Annotated in this window: 9 protein-coding genes; 2 read left to right on the top strand and 7 right to left on the bottom strand. The window is 43.0% G+C overall.

What is annotated here, in order from left to right; all coding sequences use genetic code 11:
• Positions 1 to 7: 7 nt before the first annotated feature.
• The 6 genes from dld to FTV41_RS02740 form a co-directional block, all read right to left on the bottom strand.
• Positions 8 to 1,723 (bottom strand): D-lactate dehydrogenase, encoded by a 1,716-nt coding sequence (gene dld, locus FTV41_RS02765; RefSeq protein ID WP_179996067.1) that lies wholly within the window; start codon positions 1,721 to 1,723, stop codon positions 8 to 10.
• Positions 1,724 to 1,813: 90 nt separating this feature from the next.
• Positions 1,814 to 2,968 carry an FMN-dependent L-lactate dehydrogenase LldD gene (gene lldD, locus FTV41_RS02760; RefSeq protein ID WP_016659249.1) on the bottom strand — a complete coding sequence of 385 codons (1,155 nt, stop codon included), beginning with the start codon at positions 2,966 to 2,968 and terminating at the stop codon, positions 1,814 to 1,816.
• Positions 2,965 to 3,714 carry a transcriptional regulator LldR gene (lldR, locus tag FTV41_RS02755; protein WP_004970689.1) on the bottom strand — a complete coding sequence of 250 codons (750 nt, stop codon included), beginning with the start codon at positions 3,712 to 3,714 and terminating at the stop codon, positions 2,965 to 2,967. Before lldR ends, lldD begins: the two co-directional genes overlap by 4 nt.
• Positions 3,715 to 3,738: 24 nt before the next feature.
• The gene (lldP, locus tag FTV41_RS02750) at positions 3,739 to 5,409 is read right to left on the bottom strand and encodes an L-lactate permease (protein ID WP_179996066.1); all 1,671 of its coding nucleotides are present in this window, start codon (positions 5,407 to 5,409) and stop codon (positions 3,739 to 3,741) included.
• Positions 5,410 to 5,929: 520 nt separating this feature from the next.
• Entirely contained in the window at positions 5,930 to 6,427 is a 498-nt protein-coding gene (locus FTV41_RS02745) for a hypothetical protein (RefSeq protein ID WP_004970693.1), read from the bottom strand.
• 97 nt (positions 6,428 to 6,524) lie between these two features.
• A complete protein-coding gene (locus FTV41_RS02740; protein WP_167846147.1) occupies positions 6,525 to 7,775 on the bottom strand; it encodes a YncE family protein in 1,251 nt (416 codons plus the stop codon).
• A 351-nt stretch (positions 7,776 to 8,126) separates the two neighbouring features.
• Between FTV41_RS02740 and FTV41_RS02735 the strand changes: the two genes are divergently transcribed.
• Positions 8,127 to 8,723 carry a 5-formyltetrahydrofolate cyclo-ligase gene (locus tag FTV41_RS02735; protein ID WP_026438444.1) on the top strand — a complete coding sequence of 199 codons (597 nt, stop codon included), beginning with the start codon at positions 8,127 to 8,129 and terminating at the stop codon, positions 8,721 to 8,723.
• A gap of 147 nt (positions 8,724 to 8,870) precedes the next feature.
• Positions 8,871 to 11,297 carry an endopeptidase La gene (gene lon / locus FTV41_RS02730; RefSeq protein ID WP_131260796.1) on the top strand — a complete coding sequence of 809 codons (2,427 nt, stop codon included), beginning with the start codon at positions 8,871 to 8,873 and terminating at the stop codon, positions 11,295 to 11,297.
• A gap of 354 nt (positions 11,298 to 11,651) precedes the next feature.
• Here the strand turns inward: lon and FTV41_RS02725 are convergent, their stop codons facing one another.
• Positions 11,652 to 12,617, bottom strand: a complete 966-nt coding sequence (locus FTV41_RS02725) for a M28 family peptidase (protein ID WP_371971487.1) — start codon at positions 12,615 to 12,617, stop codon at positions 11,652 to 11,654.
• Between the last annotated feature and the right edge of the window lie 81 nt (positions 12,618 to 12,698).

The raw sequence follows: 12,698 nt of genomic DNA, 5'->3' as shown, positions 1-12,698 counted from the left end.
TCCTTATTTAACGCCAAGCTTTTAATTTAGAGCTATGCCCAATGCCCACATTAAAACAATTGGTCGGATCCAATTTTTGATAATGCTGCTTTAAGGCAGGCTTCGCCACATATAAATGCCCAACATTATGCTCTGCAGGATACTCTGCCCCACGTGCATCAAGCAATGACCACATTTGATGTTCCATCGCCAACGGGTCTACGCCTTTTTTAATAATATAGTCCTGATGAAAGACATGACATAAAAAATGACCATAATACAACTTATGTATAATCGCCTGCTCCAACTCTTCGGGCAAGGTTTCAACCCATTGCTGATCATTACGTCTTAACGCAATATCTAAAGCAACAATGTCTTCCACTTCATTTCGATGTGTATCACGATAACGAATTGCAGCACCTGCCACTGCAAAGCGATGCAGAAAAGCCTTGCGTCCTTCATCTTCACTACACAGGAAAAAACTGCCTGAGCTGCGCGTGATAAAATAATCCATTAAAAACTGCTGTACTGCCGCAACATCTTGCTGCTCAATGCGCAAAATTAAATGATGTTCATACAAATCACGAAATTGGTTCATGCGTTCTGGTAAATGATTTGGCAGTAGTTTCGTGAACATTTGCAAAACTTTATCCGACAATCCACGCATGCCCCAACGGGTTAGAAAACCATCAACTTTGTCTTTCATGGCAAAAGCTGCAGGTACTTTACTGGTGCCAAACTTCTCGATAAACAAGAAGCTGTCTTTGCCATATTCTGCACCAATGTCATAGGCATCTCGATGAATATACTCGCCAGCAATCGGTACACGCGGCAAATCACGTAATAAAAAACGGCGAATCGCGGTTAAATCATCCTGCTGATTGCTGCCGATATAAAACACCTGACTCGGAATTTTCTCAAATGTATCCAAACGCACTGCAAACACACAGACTTTACCTGCCGAACCCGAAGCTTCAAACAAACGGCTCGGGTCGGCATTAAACCGTGCAGGCGTATCGGCATCGACTTGGGCAACATCATGCACGTAACGCTGATCTGAAGCACAACAATGTTCCGAATATTCAATATCTTCAGGGCGATATTGTTGTTGCTCAAGTTTGGTTAAAATTTCTTCTGGCGAGTTCCCTAAATTCACCCCCAAATGATTGATGAGTTGCAACTCGCCCTGTGCATCGACTTGTGCATATAAGGCCAACTCAGTATAGGCAGGACCACGTCTGACCAATGCACCACCTGAATTATTACATACCCCGCCCAACACTGAAGCGCCAATACAAGATGAACCAATGACTGAGTGTGGCTCACGCTGATGCGGCGCCAATTGCTGTTCCAAAGCATCCAATGTTGCACCAGGCAAGCAAATCACTTGCTTGGCATCGTTGATGAGCTGAATACCTTTTAAACGTTGGGTGTTGATCAAAATTACAGGACGATCATAGTCATCACCAAAAGGGGTAGAACCACCCGTGAGTCCAGTATTGGCGGCTTGCATGATAATAATACAATCTGCTGCCACAGCCACTTGTAACACTTGCCACTGCTGCAATAAAGAACCTGGCGTGACCACCGCAAAAACCTGTCCTTCGCCAAAACGTCGCCCTTGACGATATAAACGAGTATCTGATTCATGGGTCAATACATGCGCTTTTCCCACAATATCGACCAAGTTTTTGAGGGTTGATGCAGCATCAAATTGTATTGCAGAAGAAATTGTCTGTGGCATAGTGTACAAGTCCTGAAACAAGGTGATAAATACAATTAAGCGATTCAGCCAAATGCATCGGTTGATGGATTGGTCGCTTCTGTTGGCAATTTAGCCTTTCAGTTCACGCTCAAGTTGTACCAAGCAATCTGAGTTAATCGCCTGAATGTTTTTAGCACCCGTTAAGGTCATTGCGACTCGCATTTCCTTATCAATCAATTCGAGTAAATTACTCACACCCGCCCCGCCTGCTGCACCTAGTGCATAAATAAAGGCACGTCCGAGCATACAAGTATCCGCGCCCATCGCCAGCATGCGCACCACATCTAGGCCATTACGAATACCTGAATCCACTAGAATTTTAAGATCTCCTTTCACCGCATCAGCAATTGGCGGTAAAGCACGTGCAGTCGAGAGCACACCATCTAACTGACGACCACCGTGATTGGACACCACAATTCCATCAGCGCCAAAACGCACAGCATCTTTAGCATCTTCTGGGTCTAAAATGCCTTTAATGACCATTGGGCCATCCCAGAATTCACGAATCCACTCCAAGTCTTTCCATGAAATAGATGGGTCAAAGTTATTGCCTAACCAGCCAATATAATCTTCAAGTCCTGTTGGTTTGCCTAAGTATTTAGAGATATTGCCCAAGTCATGCGGACGACCTAGTAAGCCAACATCCCATGCCCAGTTTGGATGCATCACTGCCTGCATATAGCGGCGCATAGCAGCATTTGGACCACTCATGCCCGAATGTGCATCACGATAACGTGCGCCAGGCACAGGCATATCTACCGTAAAGACTAAGGTTGAACAGCCTGCTGCTTTGGCACGTTCCAAGGCATTGCGCATAAAACCACGGTCACGTAATACATATAATTGAAACCACATTGGGCGTGAAATGGCAGGCACCACTTCTTCAATTGGGCACACCGACACGGTAGATAAAGTAAACGGAATACCTTTTTTGTCAGCTGCAACTGCAGCCTGCACTTCACCACGGCGCGCATACATGCCCGTTAAACCCACAGGTGCCAAAGCCACAGGCATTGACAAGGTTTCATTAAATAAGGTGGTTTCTAAACTTAAAGCCGACATGTCATTCAAAACACGTTGGCGCAAGGCAATCTGTGAAAGGTCTTCCACATTTCTTTTCAGCGTTTGTTCCGCGTACGCACCTCCATCAATATAGTGAAATAAAAATGGCGGTAAACGGCGTTTGGCTGCTTCGCGGTAATCATTCGCAGAAGAAATAATCATGGCGCTATCCTGTTTAATCGACTCGCACGCTGACGACGCGCATCTTCCTCGTCTATCATGCGTACTTGTTGAACTACAAATTCAATATGTCCACACACTGCCGAACGGGCAGCTTCTGGATCCTGGCGTTCAATTGCATCCATCACTTGAAAGTGTTGATCGTGCAACTGATCGAAACGGTGGGCTTCGGTATAGACTTTGCGTCTGCCCAAAACTACGTTGTATTGCAACAAATCAAATAAGCCGCGCATCATTTGAATGAGCACCAAATTGTGCGATGCTTCGGCAATTGCCAAATGAAACTTGGCATCGGCAATTGCTGCCTGATCGTCATCACCTAAAATTTGAAAATGGGCGATTTGCTCATAACAGGCACGGATGTTTTTCAAATCCTCAGCAGTTGCCCGCTGTGCGGCATACCATGCCGTACCACCTTCAAGCACCATTCGTGCTTCCTGCACATCAAAACGATAAGCAGGATCTTCATCAATCAGGTTACTTAAAGGCTGCACAATTTGATATTGCGACCAATTGGTTGGCAGCTGTTGCAAAAAAGTACCCGCTCCAACTTTGCTGACCAGCATGCCCTGACTGGTCAATTGCTGAATAGCCTCACGCAAAGAGGAACGGGAAACCCCGAGTTGTTCACATAACTTTCTTTCGGCAGGCAATCGGTCTCCGACTTGCATCTGATTTTTTTCAACCAGTGTGCGCAGGTCTTGAACAACTTTGTCGGAAACTTTCATGCGGCTATCCTCTTGTGCATGTGGTTATGGAATCATCCATGGGAACACATAAGCTTGTAGAGTGATAATAATACCGATCATTACGGTGAACGTGATACTGTGTTTCACGGTAAAGCGGAATAAATCCGATTCTTTACCGACTAAACCAACAGCCGCACAGGCAATTGCAATAGATTGCGGTGAAATCATTTTGCCTGTTACTCCACCACTGGTATTGGCAGCAACCAACAAGACTTCTGGTACACCAATTTGCTGTGCAGTTGTGGCTTGCAAGGCAGCAAATAAGGCATTGGCTGATGTATCTGAACCTGTCAAGAACACTCCAATCCAACCTAAAAATGGCGAGAAGAATGTGAAAGCATTGCCTGTGTGTGACAAAGCCAATGCCAAAGTCGCAGACATGCCTGAATAATTGGCAATAAAAGCAAAAGCCAACACCATCCCAATCGAATAAATTGGTGTTTTTAACTCATTGATGGTTTCTGCAAAAGTTTTAACAGCTTCGCGCGGTTTCATTTTTAAGTAAATGATGGTGATGACAGCCGCAATCATAATTGCAGTCCCTGTTGCACTCAGCCAATCGAACTTAAAGATTGCATCGTAGTCTTTAACTTCAGCAACCACAGGCGGCATTTTTTGCACCAGTTGGTGTAAAAATGGCACTTTGATGGAAATTACCCAGTCGTGCATTGCGCCATCTTTGGCAAATAAATCTTTAAACGGCTTGATGCTCCAAATAGTGACCATCACCGTTAACACTGCAAAAGGTGACCATGCTTTAACAATCTGCCCGATGCTGTATTTTTGCTGTTGTTCTGCAACTAAGTTGGCATCCACTTTGGTGTCTGCATCGCTAAAACGGAAAATGTGTTTTGGCTGCCAGAATTTAAATAAGACCGTTAAACTAATCAAAGAGGCAATTGCGGCTGTAATGTCAGGTAACTCAGGTCCAACAAAGTTAGAGGTCAAGTATTGTGCAATCGCAAAAGCACCACCACCCACCAACACTGCAGGCCAAGTTTCTTTCACACCGCGCCAGCCATCCATAATTGCCATAATCCAGAACAGCACAATAGGCACCATAAATGGCAACTGACGCCCAACCATCTGGCTAATTTCCATGGTTTCTACACCCGAAACCTGACCCGCCACAATAATTGGAATCCCCATTGCGCCAAACGCAACAGGTGCGGTGTTCACAATCAAACATAAACCCGCAGCGTATAAAGGTTTAAAACCCAAACCCACCAACAAAGCAGCAGTAATTGCCACTGGCGCCCCAAAGCCCGCTGCACCTTCTAAAAATGTGCCAAACGCGAAGCCCACTAGTAGCATCTGGAGACGCTGATCTTCTGTAATTGACAGAATAGATGAGCGAATAATGTTAAACTGCCCTGTTTTTACAGAGATTTTATATAAAAATAATGCGCCAATAATAATCCATGCGATTGGCCATAAACCGTAGAAAAAGCCATAGATCAATGAAGCAAAAGCCATTGGTGCAGGCATGCCATAGGCAAATAACGACACCAATAACGCCAAAATCACCGTAATTGTTCCCGCAACACTTCCTTTTAAGCGAAATACAGCCAATGCCAGAAAGAAAAAGATAATCGGGATTAATGCAATAAGACTCGAAATCCAAATATTTGCCATTGGATCGTAGATCTGTTGCCAATGTTGAAGCATTGTCATCTCCTTGAAATGCTCACTCAAACGTAAACATAGGTCTAAGCATAGAGGTAAAATTCTAATTTTGGTCTGACCAATATTGAGGTTAAAATCAGAATTTCCTCAATATAAGGTACAAATGATAGTTTTAGACAAGAAAAAGTCAAGATTGGTCTGATTGTTTATCTTGAATGGTCATACCAATTTTACTGAAGGTATGTCTTTATATACAGCATAAAAAATATGCCAAAGAAATATTTAAACTTTGTTTTTTCTGCAGTTTTTAAAAGGAAGGAAAAACCAAATTTATTCGGCACAGCCTTATACAACTTTCGTCTAATACAGTAAAATACGTGTGCTTTCTTCTAAGATGAATTGAACGCTTGATCAAAGGAATCATGGATAAATTCAGCTCAAGTGGCCGCTATTCGGCTTAAAAACATGTGGATTAAAAGAATTTTTTAGACAAAAAAATAACGCCATTATTGACTGCAACAATGGCGTCATCGTGTATTTATAACAGCAACTCACACCTTACTGTGGCTTAACCTGTCACCACGTTCAGGCGCTTTAAACGCGAAATATGCAAATCAATTTGCCCTGCAATTTCAGGTAAAATTTGCTTTAAAAACTGGCTATAGTTCATTGCATCTTCTGCTCTTAATACGCCTGCTTGTACCAATTGTTCCTGCTGTAGCAACATACTTTGTACACGGTTTAAATCAGGCTTTTGCCCTTGGCTTAAACCTGTACTAATTTGCTTAAAGCCTAAATACAACTGATCACGTTGCTGGATTAATTGCTGCATTTCAACTGCAGATACCGCAGCACGCTCTAGCATAGCGTTTGTTTCCAGTACATTTTCAGATTCATCTGAATATAGACTTTGCGTTGTTTCTATCTCTGTGGAAGCCGTGTTCGGTTTCACCCACACTGTTTCCGAAACAGTCTTATTCGGTGGTTGAAATACATACACCACAGTAAACAACACCGCGACCGCCAAAACAAAAAAGCCAATACCGAGCCATCGAGTCCCATTCATGTGCATGCTCCATAAGCAAACCATCCTAAAATGCGCTCAATTCAAATATCGTCTTGAGCGCCTTAGCATGCTTTGCCTGTTATGATCGGCTTAAAAATTACGGCGTCGACCAATCGCTTGGTGCATAACCCAAACGCACTCGCTGTGGGTGATTCCCCACTGGCACACTGCGGACTTTTTCTCCCGTAGCAAAGTCAATCACCGTTACCACATCGGTTTCACTTTCTGAAATCACACAGCTTTTTCCATCTGGGCTACGGGTTGCCCAATATGGTTTACCTGCAGGAATCAGTTTGCCTGCTTTTAAACTCTGACGGTCTACAATGGTCGCGTAATCATCCATCGTGCCTGCCACACAGAGTTTTTCGCCATCTGCGCTGATGGATAAACCATGATGACGTGAATCATTTACCCATTTGCTGCGGTCTTTTGGAATTGTACTGCTGCCTGGTAATTGTCCAATACGCGTGACTTTATCGGTTTTTAAGTCGTATTCCACCAAACCATTAAAAAATGAAACCTGCGCATAAAGTTTGCTTTCATCTTTACTTAGCACCATAGGACGCACTGAGTTGGATAAATCCTTACGTCCAAAGGCATCTAACGCAGGTCGGAAATCAATTTTTTTCAGAACTTTATAATTGTTGGCATCGGCAATGGTAATAAAGCGCTTACCTTTGGTAAAATCTTGCCACTGTGCATCCATCGAAGTTTCTACGTTACCAATCGCAGAGTTTAAGATTTTCGTTCCACCTGCAAAGTAAATATTTTCGTGCGGCTTATCCCCTGTTGCAAAACGCCCCAATTCTTTACCTGTATGAATATCTAAAACATGCACCACATTACCTGACGATGCCGACACAGCAACACGTTGTCCATCTGGTGAAACCGCCATGTGGTCTGCGCGGAAACCTTCGACTGGCGTACGCCAATTAATTTTGCCCGTTTTAATGTTGATGGATACCACATCGGCAAAACTTGGACGTGAAGCCACAATCGACTGTCCATCTGGCGTGGAATACATATCATCCACCAACTGGTCATTGCCCTCACCTGCAGTTTGTTGAATGTAAGTGTAGGCAATCAATTTCACTGGATTTAAATGAATTTCTAATAAACGCTCTTTGCGGTCAGGAATCATATTGACCACACCCACTTTGCTAAAGTCTTGTGAAGGGTGAATCACCGTCACTGTGCCATCCCAGTTATTGCCGACAAAAAAGACTTGTTGGGTATTCGGTGGCTGCGGTAAATAGGTCGAATCTGCATAACTTTGTGCGCTGACACAACTTCCTAAAGCCAGCACGCCTTGAAGTAGATGTTTAAACACCTTGTTGGAATAATTCATGTTCTTGTTCTCCCTGAACAGCAAAATGAAAGTGTTGTTTTTGTTTTGGCTTGTGTTTTTACATATTTGTTGTTTTTAACTGAAGCCTGCCTAATCCATCTTGAAGCGATCTTGAAGATTGTTGGCGTGGCATTGATTGGGCAATAGCATAAGAGTTTTTGTAATTTTGCGTCTAGGGTTCGAGCTAGACTATCCGATAGCAGGTCAATTTTCAGATAAACAGAAATACAGCATCACATCCTGTTAAAATGCCAAGTATGATAAAAGCTTGTTTTTGTCGATGAAATGACAGTAATCCCATACCCATTCAAGCATTTAAACTCAAGAATATAAGGATGTGCCGAGATGCAGTTGTTGGAACTTAAAACCTTGCGTAAACAGCTTCGACAACAGCGCAGAGCGGTCACGCGCACCCAACAGCAACACGCACAGCAAGCTGTTTTGCAGCGGCTAATACGACTGCCAAAATTTCAGTACGCAAAAAAAGTGGGTATGTATTTACATGCTTTTGGTGAAATTCATACACACCGCATCATTGAATATTGCTTCGCGCATAGCAAACAAGTGTATTTGCCCATGATTTGCAATATGAATCAACACTTGGTGTGGGTACAAATCACCCCACAACAATATCGTCAGCGTCGCTTTGCCCATCATCGTTTGGGGATGCAAGAACCAAGAACAAGTCGCGGAAAACACATCTCCCATTTAGATTTAGTCTTGATGCCCTTATTGGCTTGCGATACGCATGGCACCCGCATTGGAATGGGCGGTGGTTATTATGACCGCACTTTAGCCTCTGCCCCGCAGCATCCTTATCGCTTAGGGATTGCACATGATTTTCAGCTAATTCATACACGCTTGCCACGTGAAAATTGGGATCAACCTGTAGATGCCTTACTAACTCCACAACATTTTTTACAGTTTAAACGCACCTTGAAACGCTAAATTGATCATTTTGACTGAATAGATCAATTTAAAATCACATATTTAGCTACTTTTTAAACAATTTGTGTTGACCTACCCTTGTATTTTAAAAAATACCCATCACTATTAAAAACATGGCAACACCGTTGTCACTCATTAGGAGTGCCCATGTCTGAAATTATTATGAATCAAGAAACCTTAGAGCCTCAGGTTCCAAGTGTATTACCGCTTTTAGCGCTACGTGATGTGGTGGTTTATCCACACATGCAAATCGCGCTATTTGTAGGTCGTGAAAAATCGATCAATGCAGTTGATGTGGCTCGTAACAGTGACAATCTAGTATTTGTAGTTGCGCAAAAAGATTCGCTTACAGAAGAAATTGATCACGACAATTTATATCAATACGGTACTGTCGCGAAGATTGTGCAAGTTGTGAATCACGAAAATGATGAAAACTGTATCAAAGTTCTGATTGAAGGCTTATACCGCGCCAAACTCGAAAAAATTATTGATGAAGACGCGTATTTGACTGCAGAACACAGCTTGAGCCCAATGACTGTTGCGATGGATGAAAATACCCAAGCAACACGTTTGCAAGAATTACGTGCCTTATTTGCGCAATATGCAGAAGCAAAATTACGCAATGCACGTGAACTGATTGCTGCTGCCAATAAAATTGAAGATTTATTGCAGTTGTTGTTCTTTGTTGCAACCCGTGTGCCATTGAATATTGATGTCAAACAAAAATTCCTTGAGCACGATGAGTTTGAAGCTCACTTGACCGAGTTAATGACTTATTTATTGCAACAGTCTGAAGAACAGCAGATTGAGCAAACCTTGCATGACTCTGTTAAACGCCAGATGGAAAAAAATCAGCGTGAATACTTCTTGAATGAGAAGATGAAAGTCATTCAACGCGAACTGTCCGATATGAACGGCGGTGCGGAAGATGATGTCGCTGAAATTGAAAAACGTCTGGCCGAAGCAGACTTGCCAGAACATGTCCGCAAAAAAGCAGAAGCTGAGTTCCGTAAGCTAAAAGCCATGCAACCTGCATCTAGCGAAGCGGCTGTGGTACGTAACTATCTGGAAGTAATTTTAGATACGCCATGGAACAAAGCCAGCAAAGTCAGCATTAACTTGGCGAAAGCACAAGAAATTTTAGATGCCGACCATTACGGTTTAGATGAAGTCAAAGACCGTATTGTGGAATACCTTGCTGTGCAGTCGCGCGTGAAAAAACTCAAAGGTCCAATTCTGTGCTTAGTCGGTCCTCCGGGTGTAGGTAAAACCTCACTGGGTGAATCGGTTGCAAAAGCCACTGGACGTGAGTTCGTGCGCATGGCGCTAGGCGGCGTACGTGATGAAGCGGAAATTCGCGGTCACCGCCGTACCTATATTGGTGCGATGCCGGGTAAAATTGTGCAGTCATTGACTAAAGTTGGTGTGAAGAACCCACTGTTCTTGCTCGATGAAATTGACAAAATGGCACAGGATTACCGTGGCGACCCTGCATCTGCTTTGTTAGAAGTACTTGATCCATCACAAAACAACAAGTTTAATGATCACTATTTAGATCTAGACTTAGACTTGTCTGAAGTGATGTTCATTTGTACTGCCAACAGCATGAATATTCCAGAAGCTCTGTTAGATCGTATGGAAGTAATTCGTCTACCGGGTTATACCGAAGATGAAAAAGTGAATATTGCAGAACGCTATCTTGTCCCTAAAGCCATCAAAAATAATGGCTTGCGTGCTAAAGAATTGACGGTTCATGAAGAAGCGATTCGTGACATTGTGCAGCGCTATACACGTGAAGCAGGTGTGCGTAGTCTGGAACGTGAAGTGTCAAAAATTGCCCGTAAGGTGGTGAAAGAAGCAGTCAGCAAAAAAGCCAAAAACCTACAGGTAGATGTGACTTCACAAAACTTGCCTGACTACCTTGGTCCACACAAATTTGACTATGGTATGGCAGAAGAAGAAGCCGAAGTGGGTCGTGTAAATGGCTTGGCTTGGACTTCAGTGGGTGGTGAATTACTCACCATTGAAGTGGCAACCATGAAAGGCAAAGGTAATTTCATCACCACAGGTTCATTGGGTGATGTGATGCAAGAGTCAATCAAAGCCGCGATGACCGTTGTGCGTACCCGTGCCGACAGTTTAGGCATTGAAGCCAATGTATTTGCCGAAACCGATGTACACGTACACTTGCCAGAAGGTGCAACACCTAAAGATGGTCCATCTGCAGGTTTGGCATTGACTACGGCATTGGTATCTGCATTTACAGATATTCCAATTCGTCCTGATATTGCCATGACAGGCGAAACCAGCTTACGTGGTCGTGCAATGCGCATTGGTGGCTTGAAAGAGAAACTTCTTGCGGCACATCGTGGTGGTATCAAACTGGTATTTATCCCACAGGAAAACGTGCGTGACTTGTCTGAAATTCCAGACAATGTCAAAGAAGGTTTGGAAATCAAGGCTGTGAAAAGCATTGATGAAATCTTGCCTTTGGCACTGACCAGTATGCCTAAGCCTTTAACCAAGGCACCGATTGTGAAGCCAGTAGCAGCAGGCAAAGCCGCACGTCATTAAGCAAGTTACTCTGCTTTAAGCATAGAACATCTCAAAAGAGCACTTCGGTGCTCTTTTGTCGTATTTAGATTCTGGATTTAAAATAATTGAATAATTTTTTAATTATTTTTAAAATGGATAGTCTGTTTTTAATTCAATTTCCTTGAAAAATAGGCAAACCATCCACATATATAAATTTAAGATACATCGCGCTGTATGTTTCTTGTTTGGTCTATTTAGACCGATAAATTGATCAGACGCTTTTGATTGAAGCGTGCTTCATGGTCTGGTCATCCATATCTCCAGGTGGATGACCTTTTAACCGCAGTCCTATTTCAATTCAGGGCTGCGTTTTTTATGCGCTGCGATCAATCATCAAGGTGATAAAATCTGTGCAACCAAGCCATTCACGACATGTGCCATTTTTTCAAAATTTACTGTTTTTAAAGTATCACCTGTGGTATGGCGAAGTGTGCTGCGATAACTGCCTGTATCGGTAATTAAAATGGCAGGAATATCATATTTCCAATAATTTAAATGATCTGAAAAATCCATGCCCTTGACGAAAGTCGGTGCGACCACACGCTCACATTGCAATTGATTCAAACGCTGCATCGCATTGCAATAGGTTGCACTCATTTCACGTGACTGCATATTGCTCAATGCCGCAATAAAATTGCCATGACTTGGGTAAATCCACTTTAAACCGATTGGGTAATTTTGCACCAAATTTTTATCGTAATAACCAATCATATCCAGCACATACACCGCACGGATTTTTTCCTTTTCAGCCTGCACAGATTTGGCATGTATAAAACTGCCCATCGACTCGGTTTTAAAAAATGGTGGCTCTGCCAAGGTATAAAAAACAAATTCAACATTTTGACTAAGTTTATTCTTTTCCTGCGCCAAAATTCGTGCTGTTTCGATTACACCTGCAACGCCAGAAGCGTTGTCATTTGCCCCCTGCTGCTGCCCATAAACATCGTAATGCGCACCAAAAATCGTTTTTTGCGCAGCACCGATATTCAATTTGCACACCACATTGCGGTAGCTTTGCTGATTGACCACATAATTTTGAAATTGACACGGAATTCCAAATACTCGCATTTGTTCCCGAATCCATGCCGAAACCCGATTCAGTTCAATCACATTTTTATAATGACGATACTGTTCTGAATTACCCAAACCCTGCTGCCCAATCACTTGCTGCATATAGACTTGCAAATTGTTTGGTTCTGCCCATTGAGCCTCAGGCACAGCAAATGTAGCAGTGGTCATCAATCCCATACCCGCGCCCAATATCCATGAATATAACTGCTGACTTTGAAACGCGCGCATGCTGATAATTCCAAGACAAAAAAGACCAATAAGATTGCTGAGTATTAAAGCAACAGCCTGTTGGCAAATTCAATTGCAAAT

The sequence above is a fragment of the Acinetobacter sp. YH16051 genome, from assembly GCF_013417135.1.
In the GTDB taxonomy this organism is placed as follows: Bacteria; Pseudomonadota; Gammaproteobacteria; order Pseudomonadales; family Moraxellaceae; genus Acinetobacter; species Acinetobacter towneri.
Note: the sequence above shows the minus strand (reverse complement) of the source record. Positions and strands in the feature narration are given on the sequence as shown.